This is a genomic window from Ornithinibacillus halotolerans (assembly GCF_014637405.1).
Taxonomy (GTDB): Bacteria; Bacillota; Bacilli; order Bacillales; family Amphibacillaceae; genus Ornithinibacillus; species Ornithinibacillus halotolerans.
In genome coordinates this window covers 20530-42092 of record NZ_BMEY01000005.1, presented here as the reverse complement: position 1 = coordinate 42092, position 21563 = coordinate 20530, and the positions used below count along the sequence as shown (strand labels likewise).

The following is a 21563-nucleotide window of genomic DNA, read 5'->3' as shown; positions in this document are numbered from 1 at the left end:
ATGCCAGCAAGTTGTCAAACAAGTTCATTATTTATCTCTTTAAATAACTTCTGATCAAACTCGTAGACTATTTTTTTGATGGTTCGATCTTTAGGCTTTTCTCCAGTATTTACTTGAATTTCTTTGATAAGCAACCGAAGTAATTCTTTCTTATCAAAGTCGTCTAATAAGTTAAAAAATGAATTAAAATCATTAGCAATGCGGTTAATTACTGGTAATAAGTCATTGTTATTCTTTAATTCTATCTGATTTGTTAGTAGTATTTTAAATTCCTTATGTTCACTTTCTTGATTCTGAACTCTTTTCATTTCATCACTAAGTGTATCAATGTCGATTATTTTCTTCGTATAAAGTTGTATGAGATCCTGCTTCTCTCTTTTTAGTTCTCTTAAATTTTTTTCTAGTAATTTAAGTTCCTCTTCAATTGGTTCAAGTTCACTTTTTAGGTTATCCATAACAACTGTTTGTAATGGTACAGAGAGGTTTAAATCGTTTAGGTAATTCATAACCTGTGATAAGACCTCTTGTTCCGCATACTCCTTTTTTACAAGGTTCGACTTACATGCTTTAGAACCACTGTTTTTAAAACGGCCACACACGTAATATTTGTACTTTTTGTTTGCATTCCCTTGTACCATTGCACCTCCACAAGTAGGACACTTTAATAGACCCGATAATGGAAAGGAGCCATTGTGTATTTTTTCTTGGGTATAACTACGTAGTGATAAAAGTTTTTGGGTTCTTTCCCAAAGCTCTTCACTGATAATAGGATAATGGTTACCTTTTTTATATTTACCTTTCCATTTAACAAAACCATTGTAGATTTTATTATTGAGAATAGTTCTGACTGCAGTAATTGACCAATGATTATCCTTTTTGGTTTTGATACCTTGCATATTTAAATTACTAGCTATTTTTCGATAACCCCACATTTTATTGGAGTAACAATCAAAAACGTATTTAACAACTCTTGCTTCATCTTCGTCAATTACTAATTTCTTATTTATTAAATTGTACCCAAATACCATTCCACCGTTAAAGTCACCATTTTCAAATGTCTTCTCCATACCTAGTGATGTACGGAAGGCGATTAGATCTTTTTCTACTTCTGCAATAATACCTAATATCTGATAGATTAGTTTTGAATTAGGATCATTTGTGTCGATATTATCAGCGATAGAAATTAAGTTCTTGTTAGCCTTTTTTAGACGACTAAAGATATATTGGGAATCTAAAGAATTACGTGATATACGATCTTGTTTAAATATGATGATGGAATCAATGTTATTCTCCTTTTGGAAAACGTTATAAAACATCTCTTTAAACTCAGGTCTATTTGAAAAGCTTTCTCCTGATGCGGGTTCCTCTACATATATTTTTACAAGAATAATATTATTTTCCTTACAATACTTTTCTATTGCTTCAATTTGTTGTTCAATTGATGTGTTATCTAGTTGTTTATTTGTGCTAATACGAACATAGGCGTATGCTCTTGTATATTTAGTTATCATCTTTCATCCTCCAATTCAGTAATAAAAGTATCCGAGTATTTAATCATTAAGTCTGTTAGGAAGTTTAGAAAGTCATAGCCTTTTATTTTTGTTAACTCTTTATTTGTTGCGAGTTTAAGTTTGTAATGCTTATCAAAATCTAAAATTTCTTTTTTTATCATAATGAATGAACTCTCCCCTTATCTATTTGTGGATTAAACACACAAATAACAGCCGGCTAGTCATTTGCTGAAATATGATAACCGCGAAAAAATGATATTTTAAGAGGAAATAAAAACTTTTTTTTGCAACTTGAAATTTTATATCGATCATTTAGAGTAGCTATATCATTTACAGTTTTTAATTACACAAAAAAGCTTGAGGTATGTTCAAACTCCTCAAGCTTTGAATAATTGTAGTATTTTGGTCTTTAATTAATATTCCTGTTACGGAAGATCAGGAAATAATACTGTTCCCTCTTCGGTAAAAAAGAGATGGGGTTTTTTATATCCAAGAAAGTGGACATAAAGTGATTTTCCTTCATAAAGATTATCTATATTGGTTACTAAGTTACAATATGGTATGAAACCTAATTTACCATCTTTCGAATAGGTATATACCTCTATTCCTTTGTCTAAGAACTTACGTATTCTTACCTTTGTTGTCTGGTGGATAAAAAAGCCCGTTCTATCAAATGCTCTCACTAATAAAATCTCCTTTTATATTCTTTTCATATATACTTCTATATTTTGGGCATTTCTGCAGTATTATGTAAAGAAAAATTTTTGTTATTTCCATTTCTATACCATTTGTCCCATAACTCATGAAATACGAAGTTGTATTTAATCATTGTCTGATGTGATGTTTCAGTTGATTTAGATTTTAAATATACGATTACGGACCTTCCTTTAATCTAATGAAACTATTATAGCGATACTCATGTAAGAAATATACACTTTGTCTATAACCGGGTAGATAATAGTCATAAACGGTCAATTTAGAGTCATGTTTATATTTAGGATTTTTAAAGTTATATATCAATCTAATCAAATCACAGATCAAATGAAAAAAGAGACTATTATCTTTTTGACAAACTTAAATAACGTTCATTTAAAAGGTATTACTGGGCTTCAGTAGTGATCTTTTTAAATTTATAAAAAAATTTTATCTAACCTATTAAAATATGAAAAACACCACTTTATAATATTTAGACTTTATCGTTGATAAAGCAACAGGACTAAAAATTATTCAATTAAAACGGAGAGGAAGGTGATAGAAATTAAAAAGAAACTAAAAAGAGCTGTAATTAAAGAGGAGTACGTCAAATTAACAGGCAGCACAGAAGAAGCAATCATACTAAATCAGTTTATTTACTGGAGTGAACGTACCAAGGATGTAAGTAAATATTTACTAGAAGAAAAAACAAGGTTAGAAAATGGCAGTAAGGAAGGTGATGTTTCCCTAAAATATGGATGGATTTATAAGAAGGCAGAAGAGTTAAAAGAAGAAGTGATGCTTAGCGTATCTGTAAATACAGTGCGGAAGCACATAAATCAACTGGTAAAAAAGGGATATCTAAATAAAAGAAGCAATCCTATCTATAGATGGGATAAAACATTTCAATATCGCGTAAATCTAGTAAAAGTGACATCAGATTTAAAAAAGATTGGATACCGTTTCGAAGATGAAAATTTGTTAACTGGAAGCGCAGATTTTGATGCTCGAGAAACAAATACTGAACAGTTGAATAATTATAATGAGTTTTCGAAACGCACAGGTATTACTGCAATACCAGAGATTACTACAGATACTAATACAAATAATTTATCAGAAATATCATCTTCATTGTCAATTGATGATGATATGAAATCCAATGATTCTAAACAATTTAATAAAATATGTGAACTTTATTTGAAGCTTAGTGGAAAGTCCAAAATATCATCTAATGACTATAAAGCTATTTTAGAAGTAGTCAAAGAGCAATGGAACACTAACCTAGTTCTGAAATGGATTGAGGATTGTTTTCGCCAGTTTAAGCCACAACACAAAAACGATCAAATTCGTTCTTTTCGATATGTAACAAACTATATTTTTGATCAAGCGCATAAAAACTATTTTTTTCAGGAGGTTGTTAACAATGAACAGAATACAGGAGATTATGTCGAAGATGAATATTTCGAACGATATGGGTGATTTGTCGTTGAAAAAGCCAGGGAAAATCACTAAGCCGTCAAATAAGTGTATTTATAATGAGTGTGATGGAAGTGGTATGATTCATTATCGCAGAGAAGATGGGACAGAAGCGATGACATTTTGCAAGTGTAGAGAGCAAAGACAATTACTAAATTCTATTAAAACTGCTAGAATTCCGAAAGAATATCATCATAAGAGCTTAGAAGATTTTAACGTTAACCATTATCAAAGTAAAGATGCTATAAAGCATGCAAAATATGCGCAAAAGGTAGCATCTGGATTTATCAAATCTTTTGAAACAATGAATGATATGGGAAAGGGTCTCTACATTTATAGCAAGACAAAAGGTACAGGAAAAACACTATTATCTATCATTATCATCTATGAACTAATGATGAAATATCAAATAAATCCACTTTATATTTCAGTGGTAAATATATTAAGTGAATTGAAGAATACTTTTCATCAAAAAGAGGTAAATTCATACGATATCATTCGATCTTTAACTGAAGCAGATATCTTAGTTATGGATGATTTAGGTGTGGAAAAAACTACGGATTGGGTGGAAGAAATCTTAACTCAGATTTTAGATGAACGAATGATGGATAATAAACCAACCATTATAACTTCAAATATGCCAATTACAGAGTTAGACCGAAAATACCCAAGCGGTCGTATAAAGAGTCGGGTGGAAAAAATGACTTTTCCAATTCCCATGCCTGAAGAATCTGTACGTAGCACCCTATCCAAACAAGAGAATGATAAAGTTGCTAAATTATTTTTTGAAGATGAATAAGTCTGTCAATTAATAATGGGCCGTTACCTTTGGTAGCGGCTCAATTTTATTATTCTATTATGGTACTTTCGTGGTAGAATAAAATAAAGATAAAGTATAAAAAAAGTAAGAGTAGGTGACTCTTAAATGGAAATTAAAATATTTCAACGAACTCAACGTGATCTTGCAGCATCTATTAACCAAGTTATCGATAAATATTGGGAAGATGAAATTGATGAAGTAGCAATGATGGATTTGATTCAAAAGTTGTACATAAATAATACGAATAAACTTATGAAGAATGGGAGTTATACCACGATAATTCGTCAACAATGTGGAAAACGTAGACTTGAAGTAGTTGATAAAGTAATCAACCAAATAAATAAAACACAATAGAGAGGAGGGATAGAATAAATGGAATATTCAGCAGGATTCACGAAAGAAAAATGGTCAGAGAATGACATTGCGGTAGTAATCGATCTTATTCTGCAAGGGAAAAATAAGAAAGAGATTTTAGAAGAAGTGACGGAGAATAATTTATTCCAATTAAGAAGTCCTTTGAGTATAAAAAATAGATTTAACATGGTTTATAATCGTGCAGCTTCCTTAGACGATGAAATGAAACAGCACTTTTTACGAGCGAATGATTATGATCGAAAGGCATTAACGTTGTATACCTTTCTTCAAGTTTATCGAATAGCATTAGAGTTTTATATAGAAGTTATTGTTTATAAGTATGAACAACAGGAACCACTGTATCGTAATGATTTTCATTATTTCTTTGAAGGTAAAGCAAGTGTAAGCGAGCGAGTTAATGGATGGAGACCTGAGACGATTAAACGTCTAATTAGTACCTTAATGTTATTTTTTAAAGAGGCAAAAATGATTGAACAAATTGACCAGACAAAATACACCATTAACCCGATACATATAAGCCGAGATTTAAAAACTTATGCTGAAAAGAATATGCCATTGTTGTATTCTTTTTCAGTTTTAGAAAAGGTGAATGAGTCATGAAGTCTACATATGAACGATTAGAACAAATGGAAAAGCGAATTAACCAAGACGGATTCACCCAACCAAAAGGGATTGGGAGTGATATTCCTCATTTTGTATTGGATTATCCAGCGAAAGATGAGCTGCAAGTGCGTGTTTATGTAAAAAATATGTTGAAACGCACGCCCCATAAGATAAAGGAAGTAAATCTGTTTGAATTTTTACTTTCATTCTTTGACGAAGATGAACTAGAAGAACTATATGAGTTAACAGAAAGTGAAGGGATGCGTGGATTAATAGATGTCATCGACCCGATTTTAAATGAAGGTAATATTATGTTCCAACAGTTTAAAGAAAAAACGGAGGAGGCAGATTTAATTTTTATTACAGGTGTTGGTACCGCTCACCCGTTTCTACGCTCAAGTCAATTACTAAAAATTGTTTCCAGTAAAGGCTATAAAAAGCCAATTATATTGTTTTATCCAGGTGAATTTACAGGGCTGAGGCTAAAACTATTTGGCATTTTAGACTATGAAGACGACTATCAATTATCACGTATTTCCTAAGGGGGGAAAGGGATGCAAATTAAAGAACTATTTAAAAAAGATATTTTTCGTCCAATTAACAATGTTGTTCAAGCAGAGCAAGTGGACGAAGAGGTAGTAAAAACAGAATTAGATGAATATGTACTGACAGAAGAAAGTGAACATTACTTAGAACGATTCTATCGAAATTATTTAGCAGTATATGACCAGCCTTCAACAAAAGTAGGTGTTTGGATTTCAGGTTTCTTTGGATCTGGTAAATCTCACTTCCTAAAGATTCTATCTTATTTATTACATAATCAATCCATTGCCGGAAAAACTCCTGCCGAATATTTTGAAGACAAGACCAATAATCAAGAATTACTTAACATGATGAAAAAGGTATCTGAGAAAAAAACAGATGCATTACTATTTAATATTGATTCGCGTTCCACCTCTTCGTCAAAAGATGCTGAAAAAGAACGTATCATTGAGGTGTTTCTACGAGTGTTTAATAACCATTTAGGGTATTCTGATACACTTTGGGTTGCAGAAATGGAACGCCAATTAGATGAAGATGGAAAGTATGAGGAATTTAAACAAGCGATTTTTGACCAAAATGGTAAACCGTGGGAAGAATTCCGATTAAAAATATTACTACGTAAAAAGAAGGTAATTCAAGCATTAGAAACAGTAGGATACGATCGGGATACAGCTGAAACTTTTTTTGATGTAAGTAGAGAATGGTTTTCGATTGATGCACAACGTGTAGCGGAACTAGTTGCCGATTATTGTAAAAAACAAGGCCCAGATTATCGCATTGTGTTCCTAGCGGATGAAATTGGACAATATATCGGTAATAATACGAGCTTAATGCTAAATCTACAAACGATTACAGAAAAATTGGGTGATTTGTGTCAAGGACAAGCTTGGGTTATTGTTACATCACAAGAAAAGCTAGAAGCAACTGTATCAGACTTAGATAGTACAAAGGACTTTTCGAAAATTCAAGGTCGCTTTGAAACAAAAATTAACCTATCAAGTGCGAATACCGATGAGGTGATTAAAAAGCGTCTCTTAGAGAAAACAGAAGTTGGAGAAGATACACTAAAAACCATACATGACCAAGAAGGAAAACTAATTCAAAATCGATTAGCTTTTGATCCAAAAAACACTCAACTCCGTTCAGGTTATCGTAGCATCGATGAATTTGTTTCCTTTTATCCATTTGTTCCTTATCAAATCGAATTATTACAAATGATTTTTACAAAGATTCGTAACCTAGGTGAGGGAGGACAACATACATCACGTGGTGAACGGTCATTACTAAAAGCTTTTCAAGAAGCAGCTCAACTAAATGCGAGTGAAAATGTAGACAATATGGTCACCATGGCTGAATTTTATCCATCAATTCGAGATTATTTAGAATCATCCATTACAAGCACGATTGCAAGAGCAGCAGACCGTGCCAGAAATGACGAGGGATTAACAGAATATGATGTACAAGTATTACAAGTTCTCTATTTAATAAAAGGAATAGATGCAATCAAATCCACTCCAAGTAATATTGCTACCTTGATGGTGGAGACGGTATATGACGAACGTCAGCCTTTAGAGTATAAGATCAAAGAATCATTAAACCGTCTGCAAACTGCGATGTTCATTGAGCAACATGCTGATGGAACCTATTCTTTCTTATCCGATGAAGAACAAGAAATTAATCGTGAAATACGTGCGGAAGATTATAATTCAGCTGCAGTTAAAGAGCGGTTAGCAAATCTGTTTTTCAACGTGATGTATCGTCATCCAAAATACGAATACAAACATAATGAACTAACCAAACACTTTGATTATAATAAACGCTTCGATAATTATGTGAAGGGTCAAATGAATCATGAATTAACAATGCAAGTGTATACAGAAGGAATGACGGATTCGGAGGCAGCACTGCAAGCGAATTCTGGTCATCTGATTATTTTATTAGATAAAGAATACGTGGCAGAAGCAGAAAAAGCATTAGCATATATCCAACAAGTTGACAGTTATGTTCGTCGAAAACAATCGAGTACTACAACGCAACAACAGAAACGGATTTTTGAAGCAAAACTAGCAGAAGTGGATGAGTATTCTCAAAAAGCAGAAGAATTGTTAGCTAAAGCATGTGAAAATGCGGAATTCTATATCCATAGTCAGCGCCGAGACTTTAATGGAGATTTTGAACATAAAGTGAATCAAGCAATGGATATGCTCATTCGAAATACATTTACAAAATTTCATTATATAGAAGAACCAATCTCTTTTAGAAATAGTAAACAAGAATGGCAACAGGTTGCGGAAAATTTAGGACAACAAAACCTTTTCAGTGATGTAAATAAAAATGCAGTCGATGAAGTAAAAGTCTTTATCGAAGAACTGGAACGTTATCATGATCAACGAACATTAAAAGAGATTGTACAAAAATATGAAGCAGTGCCTTATGGATGGGAAGAACAAGACACAATTGGTATCTTGTTAGGCCTGATGAATGCAGGAAAAGTCCGATTTACTTATGCAGGTGAACCATTTAATCCGAATTCAGAAAGGTTCTACGATAGATTGGAAAGGATATCTGAACGTGATCGGATTGTCGTAATGCCAATTGTTGAGATGGATGGACAAGTTAAACAGGAACTTATTGTACTAGTGCGTGATTTCTTCTCGTTAACACAGATTTTCGATACGTACGATGCGTATGAAGAAATCATCCGTGAAAAAGTACATGAGGAGTTTGTTGAGCCGATTGAGAAGATTCGTGAAAGAAGACGTCAACAAGATCCTACTAGTGACTATCCATATCCTGGTGAAAGTCACATTCGACGAGTCGTAACAGATACACAAAAATTGTTATCGATACGTGACCCAGAACAATTCTGTCGGACTTTCATTCAATTTGAAGATGATATGGAGGAATGGTTTGATATTATCGAAATGCTTCAAGGATTCTATGAAGGAAATCCAATTGTAAAGTTTGATGAAGCAGTTCAAGTTCTAAAAAATCATCAACAGGACTTAGAAATTATTCATAATGAAGAACTGCAAGATATTGCTCAACGAATGAAACAAATTTTATTGCAAGAAGAACCATCGAAAGATATTAGTCAATTACCAAAGTTAACAGATGATTTAAAGAACATCATCCAAGAAGAAACAGACAAACAAAAACAAGCTGTTTTGGTTCAATCTGATAAATCAATGGGGCAATTAAAAGATTTATATGAACAATACTCCCAATATGAGACAATTACAGCTTATATTCAGTCGAGAATAGACCGTGCAACTCAACTATATGAAAAGATAAAGAACAGTGAACGCATTTCAAGCGCTCGTATTAATCAACAACAGCTTGGTGAACTGGTTGACTCGACAAAATCAAAAGCACGACAAATGTTGAAAGAAATAAGAGAAGAAACAGATTCAGTAGAAAGAGATCCAAAACCAATTACAGGTAAAGACCTGTATGATAAGTTTTTCAGTCGTGTAGATACAATTGAAACGGAAGAAGACTTGGAACGTGCAGTTGATTCGCTAAAACGAGAATTATTAAAGGAATTGCAGACGCATTACTTTGTGAAAGCTTAAATTCAGGAGCAGGTATATTATCTGCTCCTCTACATAGTAGGGGTGAAGTAAATGAATAAAACAGAGTTAAAAAAATTTGCTGTAGAAGCGAGACGTGACTTACTTGAAAAAGTGGCATTGAAGGCAGAACAATATGGGATTACGAAAGAAAATTCTGAGCTAACAATTGAAGAGAATTATGGACAATTAATTGTCAATGGCAAGACATTTCCTCAAGACCTAAAGCACGCCTTACGGACACTACAAAACCGTTTAAATACGGTTGGTTATGAACAATTAATTGAGGAAGTGGCTTATACGTGGTTTAACCGGATTATAGCGATTCGGTATATGGAAGTAAATAACTACTTACCTGACCGCGTAAATGTTCTATCCAGTAGCTCTGGTAAGAACGAACCGGATATCTTGCTTCAATATGAAACGATGAATTTGGATATAGATGAAAAACAAATAAAAGATTTAATTCATAAAGGAGATAATGAACAAGCTTACCGGAAACTGTTTATTGCGCAATGTAATGCATTAAATCAATTGCTACCATTTCTATTTGAAAGAATTGAAGATTATACGGAGTTATTACTTCCCGATTATTTATTGGATCAGGAATCCATCATCCGAAAGATTGTCAATGAATTATCCGATGAGAACTTTTATCAAGTACAAGAAGATGGCACTCAAAAAGATAATGTGGAAGTATTAGGCTGGCTTTATCAATATTACATGTCAGAGAAGAAAGAGAAAGTTGGGGGTCTTAAAAACACTGCTGTAAAAAAGGAAGATTTACCAGTTGTTACCCAATTATTTACGCCTAAGTGGATTGTACAGTATATGGTACAAAATTCATTAGGAAAACTATACGATGAAAAGTATGAAGATAATCAGTTAGCAAAGCATTGGGAGTATTATTTAAAACACGAAGAAAACCATCATTTATATCCAGAATTTGATTCATTGGAAGATTTGAAAATTATGGATCCTGCTTGTGGATCAGGTCATATCTTACTTTATGCCTTCGATATGTTATACGATATGTATGAAGAAGCTGGGTATCCATCAAGAGAAATCCCTCAGTTAATCTTAGAAAATAACATATATGGATTAGACATTGACAAACGTGCGCAGCAAATTGCAAATTTTGCTTTGTTGATGAAGGCGGCGGAAAAACAACCGCGTTTTATTTCTAGGTTAAGTCGTAAAGGTGAAACACCAAAGCTAAATGTATACGAAATTGTTGATTCAGACAAAACATTATCTGAAGAAGCAATCGATTATTTTGTGAAGAATGAAACCGAAAAATCACTAATTAACGAATTAATGAGTCAATTTGAAAATGGGAAGCAGTTTGGTTCATTAATTAATCCTATTAAAATTCCATATAAAGAGTGGATTGTTCGAATATATAAATTTAAAAATCGACAAAACGATTTAATTGAAGAATCCTATTTTCGGGAATTAAAAGAAAGGCTATTACCTGTTCTTAAACAAGCGTATTTGTTGTATCAAAAATATGATGTGGTTGTAACTAATCCTCCTTATCATAATAAATACAATACTGTACTAAGAAAGTTTATGAAAGAACATTATGATGATTATAAAACGGATCTTTATTCATCTTTTATCTATAAAACATTACAGATGACTAAAAAGAATGGTTTTAATGCATTGATGACACCATATACATGGATGTTTTTATCCTCGTATGAAAAATTACGTAAATCTATTTTAAGTAATGTGACAATTTCAAGTTTAGTACAACTTGAATATTCTGCATTTGAGGAAGCTACAGTGCCTATATGTACTTTTGTTTTGCAAAAGCAACATCAAAATACCAATGGAGATTACATAAGATTAGCTGAATTTAAGGGGGCTTCTCTTCAACCTCAAAAATTACATGCTGCTTCTAAAAACTCAAATGTAGATTATCGTTATAAAAGTGAATCGATAACTTTCTCCGATATACCTGGTTCACCTATAGCTTATTGGGCTAGTGAAAAAGCAAGTAAGATTTTTAAACATGAAGGAATGCTGAAGGATATCGTTGAACCAAAAGCTGGATTGTCTACTACTGATAATACTAGATTTCTAAGATATTGGTGGGAAGTAAACTACGAGAATATTGGATTTAATATTAATAATAGAGAAGACGCCGTTAAATCTAGATTAAAATGGTTTCCCTATAATAAAGGTGGAGCATGGAGAAAATGGTATGGTAATAGAGAATACATTGTTAATTGGAAAAATGATGGAGAGGAAATCAGAGAAGCTGCAAAAGGTGCTAGTGGAGGAAGAATTGTAAATCCAGAATATTACTTCAAAAGTGGTATAAGTTGGTCAGCTTTGACTTCAGGAAATATTTCTTTTAGATATAATGAACCGGGTTTTATTTTTGACTCTAAAGGTCCTATGTGCTTTTCGGATAATAGAGAAGATTTACTTTATGCTATGGGAGTTTGTAATTCTAAAGTGGGAATGATGTTTTTAAGTTTGATCGCACCTACGTTAGATTTTAATCCCGGTGCAATTGCAAAAGTACCATATAAAAAATATGAAGAACAGATATTATATGATTTAGTTTCAGAGTGCATAGCACTATCGAAGGAAGATTGGGACACATTTGAAACATCATGGGATTTTATAATGCATCCGCTACTTTATTGGAAATTAAAAAACATTAATTATATAGAAAAAGCCTATGTGAAATGGGAAGAAGAATCAAGTTATCGATTTAACGAAGTAAAAGAGAATGAAGAAGAGTTAAATAGAATTATAATTGAAACATATGGTTTAGAAAAAGAAATTTCACCTGAATTAGAAGATAAACTTATTTCAATCAATAAAGCTGATAGAGAAAGAGATACTAGATCATTTCTATCTTATTTTATTGGATGTATTGTTGGGCGTTATTCTCTAGATATTAAAGGACTAACTTATGCAGGTGGTGACTTTAATGAATCAAAGTATAAGACTTTTAAGCCAAATCCCAATGGTCTTATTCTCTTAACAGATGACCACTATTTTGAAAATGATATCATTGTCCGTCTAAGAGAGTTTTTATCCGTTGCCTTTAGCCCAGATACGGTAGACGAAAATATGCGCTGGTTAGCTGAATCATTAAAAATGAAAAAGAATGAATCGCCAGAAGAACGGTTACGACGTTATTTCTTAGATGAATTCTTCAAGGAGCATTGTAAAACATATCAAAAACGACCAATTTATTGGTTAGTTGATTCTGGTAAACAAAAAGGATTACGGACGCTAATTTATATGCATCGATATCAGCCTGATACGATGGCAACGATTCGTTTTGATCATTTGCAGGAGATTCAAGCGAAATATCAAAATGAGATTGAAATGATCGATACACGGTTAGCGAACCCAAGTCTATCTGCTACAGATAGACGTAACCTTGAAAAAGCTAAAATATCTTATCAAAAGAAGATAGAAGAACTCCAGGAATTTGATAAGCATTTAGCAGTATATGCAAATGAACCAATCGAAATTGATTTAGATGACGGTGTGAAAGTCAACTATGCCAAATTCGATAAAGTTCTAGCAAAGATTAAATAACAGAAAGAGGGATCTTCCCTCTTTCTCTTTACATAACGAGGTGGAAGCCATGAATGTAATAGAGAAATTACAAGAAAAAATACAGCAAGAGAAAGAAACAAAAGGGCGTGCTATTGTATTTTGGTATGATGCACAAGCTCAAGTGGATGTGGAAGAACTTAAAGAACAATTAGATGAGGTAGAAGTAAGGTGTGTAGATGAGCGTAACTTTTTCCAATTAAAAGTTGAAATAGAACTAGAGAAACCAAATCAATCATTTTTAATCTATACCGATGGGCCAAGACCGGAAGATGCAGATAATATGTTGTTGGATATCTTATTATACAGTGCTGAATTTAAAGCAGATGAAACTGCGATGTTATCAGAAACATTACAAGTATCGGATCAGGTATTACGTCCAATGATGGAACAATATTCTTTGTTCTTTGATAGTAAAGATCGGAAAAGACGATTGAGTAAAATATTGCCTAAGGACTCCGATAACTATCATTTCGAACTAAGTATGATGGCTGTTTTAGTAAAGGCCTCTGTACCCGATATACGTATGATTACACGTCAACTGCTTTTAAATGGGTTATATATGGAAGAAAATGAGTTGTTAAAACAATTAGAACGTAACTATTCATTAGAACGAACTTTAGAATCTATTGGACGCCATTTTGGTGTTTCTTTAGAACGAGATAATGAACCGTTGTTACAACTTCTGAATGTCCTTATCTACCAACATTTTCGCCAGAGAGCTGGTTTTACCGTTGAGGATTGGGAGTCTCGATGGGCATCGTCATCACCTAACATTTGTGCATTATTCGTTGAAGAGTGGTTACAGCACGATGGAGAAAAATTTGAAGAACATATTAAAGAATGGGAAAAAGTGCATCAAGTAAGAGATGTGTTATTAAAGCGCGATATTGAAAACTACCAGTTAGCTGAAACATTCCCGGTTGTTGATGCACTTATCATTGAAAAATGTATCGATGAATTGATTCATCAAACAATCCATGTAGATGAACGGCTATCATTAATAGAGGAACGTTTACAAACGTATTGGGGGTCAAAAGGTAAACTAAAAGCTCTTTATGAAACTCTATTTGAAGCAATTCGGATTGAAAAGCTCAGACCTGTTGTCAATCGTATCCAGCAACATGAAGATTTTTATGAAAATTATACAAAATATCTATATGAGATCGATCATGCCTACCGCCATTTTATGCATCATTTTACACGTCTTGATGCGAAAGAAATGCTTGAAGTAATTGCTAATTACTTAACAAATTGGTACGAAAATGAATACCTACGTCGAATATCAGAGGAAATGAATTTCAGAATTCAAGATGGATATGTATCCAAACTAATGCCTCAACGAACATTCTTTTCTAAGGTAATTCTTCCTATCTTGGAAAAGGAACAGACAAGAATATTCGTTATTATATCAGATGCTTTGCGATATGAGGCTGCATATGAACTTTATGAAAAATTAAAAGAACGAGAAAACGGAAAATCAAGTATTATTCCTATGGTAGCAAGTTATCCAACATATACGCAATTAGGGATGGCATCTCTATTACCTCATAAGGAACTTGAAGCAGATGAAAAGAAAGGTATCTTGGCTGATGGACAATCGACGAAAGGCCTCGATAATCGACGTCGCATTTTACAGTCAGTTGAGCCACATTCTGAAGTGTTGAAGTTAAAGGAACTTTTAGATATGAAAACAAGTGAAGTTGACCAAGTGTTGAAAGGTAAAAGATTAGTATATTTATATCATGATCACATAGACGCTCTTGGTGATTCGGCAAAGTCAGAACGGGAGACATATAGAGCGGTACATCAAGCGATTTCGGATTTAGAATATGCAGTTGATCGATTGTCACGTCTTCAAGCGAAACGTATTTTTATCACAGCAGATCATGGATTTTTATTCCAATTTAAACAAATTGAAAGCCATGGCAAGATTCCAGCTGTTGAAGGACAAGTTATGAATCATAATCGTCGTTTTGCTATCGGACACAATTTATCAACTCCTGAAGGATCGATTAAGTTAACGGAACGACAAACGCCATTACAAAATGTTGAAGTTGTTTTGGCGAAAAGTATTAATAGATTTAAAACTGGTGGAGGCCTTCAGTTTATTCATGGTGGAGCCTTACCACAGGAAGCGGTTGTCCCATTAATAGATTACCGTCGTATTGAAGCAGGAAAACCTGTTGACATTGCAGTTGCAATGATTAATAAAGTGATTACAAATTACCGTATTCCGGTTTCTTTCTATCAAGAGCAAAGTATTACAGACAACTTTACTTCACGAAAAGTAAATATAGCTTTTTACCAAGGTGATGAACGAATCTCTAATGAAGTAGAACTCGTATTTGATCTAAAGGGAGAAAATCGCGACCGTAATAGGCAAGTAATATTTAACTTAGTCGAAAAGCATTACAAGATAGGTGAAACATGTATCTTAAGAGTAGAGACTGTGACCAAGAAAGGTAATGAGCCATACTTGGAAGAAGAATTTACCTTACGATTATATGAGGCATTATATTAAGTCAAAAAGGAAACGGGGGTGTTACTTTTGCTTAAAAAAGGTGAAATTGTTGGAGCATCTTTCTGGCCAGAAGCCGTCCAAATCAAACATGTTGAAAGCATTGATGATGATTTATATTTAGTAGAAGCAGTTGGTCGAGAGTCTAATCAATTCTTCGAAAATTACCTTGAGAAACATCAATTACTAGAGGTTGAACATTATTCCGATGAAGATGCTTCAGTTCAATTGAGAGATAGATTTCAGCATTACTTACAATATCATGTGTTACGAACAGAGAAAGAATACTCGCAATCACGGGCTCGAGGAAATAGAAATATGATTCCATTGCCACACCAAATCGAAGCGGTTTATAGCAAAATGCTACAAGCGCCCCAAGTGCGTTATCTATTAGCTGATGATCCAGGTGCAGGTAAAACGATTATGTCGGGTATGTTAATTCGTGAATTAAAGGCACGAAACATGATTCGAAAAACATTGATTTTAGTACCACCTCTTGTATTGAAGCAGTGGCAAGCGGAATTAAAGGAAAAATTCAATGAAGACTTCTTAATAATTACACGTTCTTATTTGGATGCCTCAGGTGAACTGAATCCGTTTGATATGCAACAGCAAGTTATTGCATCGATGTATTGGGCATCCAGAGAAGATATTAAAAACATGATTATTAACTCGCAGTTTGATTTAGTCATAGTCGATGAAGCGCATAAAATGGCTGCGTATACAGTTGGGCAAAAAAAGCGCAAAGTGAAGCGGACAAAGATGTTCCAACTAGGTGAAAATTTGTTGAGACATACTGAGCATGCTCTTCTATTAACAGCAACACCTCACAAAGGGGATAAAGAAAATTTCCGTCATTTGATGAGTTTGATCGATCACGATATCTTCTCGCAACTTAATAGAAGTGATTCAATTCTAGAGAAGAGTAATCCGTATGTTATCCGTCGACTAAAAGAAAATATGGTTAACTTTGATGGAACCCCTCTATTTCCGAAACGTACAACGACAACGTTAGGGTTTGACTTCAGTCCAGCGGAATCTGATTTGTATGAAGCTGTCACAGACTATGTAAGACATCACTTTAACCGCGCAAAACAGAATAATAAACCAAACGTTGCTTTTGCAATGATGATATTACAACGTCGATTAAGTTCATCTGTTGAAGCAATATATTTATCACTTGTACGTCGGAAAGAACGACTGCAGAAAGCGTTAGAAACAGGGCAAAAAGTAAAACAGATGATATTGGATTACGAAGACTATGAAGATAGTTCACTCGAAGAACAGGAATTGCTTGAGGAGTATGCTGAAGGCGAATACGAAGAACTAGATTTAGATGAATTACAAGTAGAGATTGAAATGCTGGATCAACTAATTCGTAAGGCAAATGTCATCAGGCAAAGCCAAAATGAGCGCAAGTATCTTGAACTAGAGAAGACACTATTTGGTGCAAGTGGCTTGTTGGCACAAGGTGAGAAGATTTTAATTTTTACTGAATCTAAAGACACACTTAATTATCTTGAGAAGAAATTGAAAGCATACGTTCCAGAGATAGCCAAAATAGTTGGTGACTTTTCTATGGATAGACGTCAAGAAGAGGTAGAGAAGTTTCGAAATGATGTACAAATCATGATTGCTACAGATGCTGGTGGGGAATCAATTAACCTGCAATTTTGTAACCAAATGGTCAACTATGATATTCCTTGGAATCCTAATCGTTTGGAACAACGGATGGGTCGTATTCACCGCATAGGACAGAAAAATGAAGTATTCGTATTTAACCTTGTTGCTACAAATACACGTGAAGGTGACGTATTAATACGGTTACTCACTAAGATGGAACAAATGCGTGAAGACCTTGGACAAGACCTTGTTTATGATTTTATAGGTGAAGTACTTGAGGATCGCCAAGCAGATTTATCTTCAGTTATGGAGCAAGCAATTACAGGTCGTGAAGATTTAGATGAGATAATTGCAAACATGGAAAAGACATTATCGGAAGAACACAAACGGCTATTAGAACTGGCTCACAGTGAGCGATTAGATGATAATTTTGATTTACCTGGGGCCAAGCGTTCTTTTGATGAAGTTTCAATAAACAGCATTCCTAATCGTTTATACGGACACTTTGTGGTTGATGGATTAAAAAATACAAGAACGAGGTTGAATATTTCAGCAGATAACACAACTGCCCGTATAGACCGTTTTCCTAAGCGTATTCGTGATTTTGCACGTGATCAGAAATTGATGTTCAATTTTGATGATTCCATTCGTTTTGCCTTATCTTCATCAAAAGTATCGGATTCAATACCAATGATCGAAAATGATAACCCGTTGTTTAACTTAGTGATGAAACTAACTGCAAAAGAGATGCAGCAAGCCGTGCTTCCACTCTATGAAGTGAAGGCATCGGTTCCAGAAGCTATGACAGTTGAACTAAATCAAGTGACAGTTGTGGACGGTAATGGCCGTGAACTTGAGCAAAAGTTAATGTTAACTGGTAAACGGGCAAATGGTGAGTTTATACAAATTTCACCCTATATACTTTTTAATGAATCGTTGGATGTTACAAATACGTATAACATAGAAGAACAGGATATTAAGCGACACGTGATTAAACATGCTAGAAAACTATTAAAGTCAATACAACGCAAGCGTGAAGATTATGCCAATCGAAAAAGAGTTTTCTTGAGAAAGTCATTTGAGGATCAAATGGAAACCTTGCAAGAACGGTTGAAGAAGTACCAAGAAGAAAATGTAGAGGGTAAAAACAGTGCTTTAATTAACCAAACTTATGCACAAATAGATGAAATGGAAGATAGGAGTAAAGAACGTTTAACCGAAATCGACCGTCAACGATCTATTCAATTGAAGCCCATTAAAAGGGTAGCACAATTTAAAGTTAAACCAAATGGAATAGAAAATGGCCGTGTAATTCCAGAAGACTATTTATCTATGATTGAAGCGCATGAATTAAAGCAGGGTAGATTAAACGTAAGAGTACAGCAGGCTTTTGGGTTAGTAGATTTTATCAGTGAAGAAGTTGATGGGGATAATCGACTAATTGTAGTAACTAACGATATACATCAATTTAAGCAGCAGATGATAGAGGAAGATTATCAAGCGATTAAGAGCCGTGTATTCGTGTATGAAATAAGAGAAAACGAAATTATTGAACATCTATTAAATTAAGGCACAATGTTTATTTAAACGAGGGGGATAAATGATGAAAAGATGGTGGATGGTTCGTGCGGGAGATAATAATGAATTAATTCCAATATGGAAGGACGAAGGTATTGCTTCCATTGGATGGCCTAAATTAGGCGATCCTAAACAATATCGTTCAAAGGAAGAAATGTTAACTAAAGCAAATACTGTATTTGCTGATAGTAAACCTAATACTAGAAAGAGCTGGATTAACCAGGTATGGCGTTTCAGCAGAGAAATAAAGAAGGGCGATAGAGTTATCACTTATTTTAAAGAAACTAGAGAATATCTAGTTGGAACTGTAACTGAAGATCCTTTTTATAATGAGTCAATAGGGGATCCTGCATACCCAAATAATATAAGGGTGGAATGGGAAGAAACTACAGTTATTAGAGATACACTATCACAAGCAGCAAAGAATAGTTTAGGTTCGGTATTAACAGTGTTTCGTGTAGATGAATGGGGAAGTGAGATTGAAAGATTATTAGAGTACCCCTTTGTTGAACCGGAGGAAACAGATGAAGCTGAAGAAAGTGAAATAATAGAAGATTTGGTTAATAAGGCGCTGGTAATGGTACAAGACAAAGTTGATAAACTTGATCCATGGCAAATGCAAGAACTGGTTGGAGGACTTTTGCAAGCGATGGACTACAATGTACGGGTAAGTCCAAAGGGGCCTGATGGTGGAGTGGATGTACTGGCTTATAAAGATGCCTTTGGATTTGAAAAGCCTATTATTAAAGTTCAAGTAAAGCATCGTAAGTCTTCTGCATCGGCACCAGAGATTCAACAGTTATTGGGGGCAAATCCGATTGATGCTAATAGTTTATTTGTTTCAACTGGTGGTTTTACATCACAAGCAGAAGCGGTTGCTAGGCATAATTCTGTAAGACTAGTAGATTTAGAGGAATTAGTTGATTTGGTTGTGAAGTGGTATGAGAGTATGCCTAATGATGTTAGGGCGTTGTTGCCTTTGCAGAAGATGTATGTGCCTGAGTAGGAAATAATCAAGAGGGAGTGTATGATTTGGATAATCCCCCAAACATCATCAACACTATAGGTGGTGAGTTAACCTATCGTGATTCAAAAAGTAAGGGTAATGAAGTTTCAGTTCCTTCGGAGTTAATAGATTCTGTAAATAAAATTATTCAAGAAAGTATTAACAATAGCGATTTTCCTTTAGATAAAAATAAAATAGATAAATTATGGAAAATAACTATAAAACCAGAGTTTCAAAATGGAATTGATACCGGAAACCTATCTATTAAAAAAGGATCTCTAGAGATTAGAAATGCTAAGACAGGTAAATTTGTTGGGAAGGCTCAACTTAATGAGATTACAACAGAAGAACTTATCAAGAAAAATAAGCCATCTACACTCTCTAATATTTCTAGAAACATTGCCAGCATATCTGGGCAACTACAAATGGCTGAAATCTCAAAAAAACTCGATGTTATACATGAAAAAATAGATCAACTCGGTCAGTTTTTATGGAAAGAGAAAGTTTCTAGGGTGCATAGTATAAATTCAGTTATTGAGGAAGCCATTGAATCACTTCCCAACAAGAATGCCATGGTTAGGATTAATGATTGCATTAAAGATTTGAAGTTTTTATCCGACTTTATTGAAGAAACTATCGAAGAGGTATTAAGTAGAAAAATAGATTATAAACTTATTCCGAATTTCATAGATGGGTTGAAGGTTTGGGAATGGAGAAGTAAAGATAGGAATGAATACAATAAAAAGTATAATGATGAAATCCAGTTATTTATGCATGAGTATAGGTTTTTACTAGAATTATATTTCCAAACTATGGGTCTTATAGGAACCTGTTATCAAATAACTAATGAATACCATCATGCTTCCAAATATTTTAGGAAGATTGAATCTAAAATAAACTACTATTCGACTGAACTGGTTTCTAAGTTAATATATTTGCTGAATGTTGATGGGATTAGTATCAATGATGATGTTTCTCTGTTACATATTGCTGAAAGGCTAAAAAACAGAAAGTTACCTATAACTTTATTACAAGAAATAAATTCGAACGATATTAAAGTAGATGAAGTTAAAAACATGCATAAAAGACTTGTTTCACAATTTGAAGAGATTCAAATTTCATATGATGTCGATACACAATTACTAATGGGAGACATAAATAATGACTGAATTAAACTGTCCATATTGTAAAAGAAGAAGGAGCTTTATAGAAAAAGAACAGAATAAATATGAATGTGAATCCTGCAATAATGTATTTAGACAGTGTAAAGTAAAGAATTGTTCAAATCTCGTTAATTACGGAATCGTTTGTAAAGAATGTGTTGGTAAAGGCATTAAAAATGGCGGATCGGCTGGCCTAAGTGTATTAGCAGTTGCTGGTGGTGTTGCATTAAAGATGATTAGAAAAAGTAAATAAGATGAGGAGGTAAGGGTGGTACACTATGTATTATCAATTATTAATTGAAAAAATAGACTACAATTTATAATAAACAAGAAAAAGGGCTCTAACCCCAATATCTTGGGGATTTTAAAGATATATCTTATGAGATGCTTCTATTAAAATATCACTCTTCTTGAAGGTAGAAGGCAAAGGAACAGTTATTGGAAGCTCCATAATAAAAAACAAAAGTTATCCCTTCATTAATATGAATAGA

At 33.7% G+C, this 21563-nt stretch carries 15 protein-coding genes; 12 read left to right on the top strand and 3 right to left on the bottom strand.

The features are described 5' to 3' along the window. Positions 1-14: 14 nt before the first annotated feature. From IEV35_RS05985 to IEV35_RS05975, 3 genes are all read right to left on the bottom strand, one after another. Entirely contained in the window at positions 15-1511 is a 1497-nt protein-coding gene (locus tag IEV35_RS05985; protein ID WP_188383795.1) for a recombinase family protein, read from the bottom strand. Then, complete coding sequence (locus IEV35_RS05980; RefSeq protein ID WP_188383794.1) at positions 1508-1672, bottom strand: hypothetical protein; 165 nt, start codon at positions 1670-1672, stop codon at positions 1508-1510. The genes IEV35_RS05985 and IEV35_RS05980 overlap by 4 nt, the downstream gene beginning before the upstream one ends. A gap of 264 nt (positions 1673-1936) precedes the next feature. Further along, on the bottom strand, positions 1937-2194 hold the full coding sequence (locus IEV35_RS05975; RefSeq protein ID WP_100332655.1) for a hypothetical protein: 258 nt from the start codon (positions 2192-2194) through the stop codon (positions 1937-1939). A 565-nt stretch (positions 2195-2759) separates the two neighbouring features. Here IEV35_RS05975 and IEV35_RS05970 point away from each other — a divergent pair. The 12 genes from IEV35_RS05970 to IEV35_RS05915 all read left to right on the top strand — a co-directional run bounded on the left by IEV35_RS05970 (position 2760) and on the right by IEV35_RS05915 (position 21325). Then, entirely contained in the window at positions 2760-3683 is a 924-nt protein-coding gene (locus tag IEV35_RS05970; protein ID WP_144089683.1) for a hypothetical protein, read from the top strand. Then, positions 3628-4479 carry an ATP-binding protein gene (locus IEV35_RS05965; RefSeq protein ID WP_100332653.1) on the top strand — a complete coding sequence of 284 codons (852 nt, stop codon included), beginning with the start codon at positions 3628-3630 and terminating at the stop codon, positions 4477-4479. The genes IEV35_RS05970 and IEV35_RS05965 overlap by 56 nt, the downstream gene beginning before the upstream one ends. Before the next feature lie 126 nt (positions 4480-4605). Beyond that, positions 4606-4854, top strand: coding sequence for a TIGR04540 family protein (locus IEV35_RS05960; RefSeq protein ID WP_047184324.1), 249 nt, complete (start codon positions 4606-4608; stop codon positions 4852-4854). Positions 4855-4872: 18 nt separating this feature from the next. Beyond that, the gene (locus tag IEV35_RS05955; RefSeq protein WP_188383793.1) at positions 4873-5475 is read left to right on the top strand and encodes a DUF1819 family protein; all 603 of its coding nucleotides are present in this window, start codon (positions 4873-4875) and stop codon (positions 5473-5475) included. Beyond that, positions 5472-6020 carry a BREX protein BrxB domain-containing protein gene (locus tag IEV35_RS05950; protein WP_188383792.1) on the top strand — a complete coding sequence of 183 codons (549 nt, stop codon included), beginning with the start codon at positions 5472-5474 and terminating at the stop codon, positions 6018-6020. The genes IEV35_RS05955 and IEV35_RS05950 overlap by 4 nt, the downstream gene beginning before the upstream one ends. 12 nt (positions 6021-6032) lie before the next feature. Beyond that, positions 6033-9596, top strand: a complete 3564-nt coding sequence (brxC, locus tag IEV35_RS05945) for a BREX system P-loop protein BrxC (RefSeq protein WP_188383791.1) — start codon at positions 6033-6035, stop codon at positions 9594-9596. 51 nt (positions 9597-9647) lie between these two features. Next, positions 9648-13163 (top strand): BREX-1 system adenine-specific DNA-methyltransferase PglX, encoded by a 3516-nt coding sequence (gene pglX, locus IEV35_RS05940; protein ID WP_188383790.1) that lies wholly within the window; start codon positions 9648-9650, stop codon positions 13161-13163. Between the two features lie 49 nt (positions 13164-13212). Continuing rightward, on the top strand, positions 13213-15705 hold the full coding sequence (gene pglZ / locus IEV35_RS05935; protein WP_188383789.1) for a BREX-1 system phosphatase PglZ type A: 2493 nt from the start codon (positions 13213-13215) through the stop codon (positions 15703-15705). Positions 15706-15723: 18 nt separating this feature from the next. Continuing rightward, positions 15724-18894, top strand: a complete 3171-nt coding sequence (locus tag IEV35_RS05930) for a helicase-related protein (RefSeq protein ID WP_308419769.1) — start codon at positions 15724-15726, stop codon at positions 18892-18894. Positions 18895-18928: 34 nt separating this feature from the next. Next, on the top strand, positions 18929-19909 hold the full coding sequence (locus IEV35_RS05925; protein WP_188383787.1) for a restriction endonuclease: 981 nt from the start codon (positions 18929-18931) through the stop codon (positions 19907-19909). Between the two features lie 26 nt (positions 19910-19935). After that, a complete protein-coding gene (locus tag IEV35_RS05920) occupies positions 19936-21078 on the top strand; it encodes a hypothetical protein (protein ID WP_188383786.1) in 1143 nt (380 codons plus the stop codon). Further along, positions 21071-21325, top strand: a complete 255-nt coding sequence (locus tag IEV35_RS05915) for a hypothetical protein (protein ID WP_188383785.1) — start codon at positions 21071-21073, stop codon at positions 21323-21325. The genes IEV35_RS05920 and IEV35_RS05915 overlap by 8 nt, the downstream gene beginning before the upstream one ends. Positions 21326-21563 lie beyond the last annotated feature (238 nt).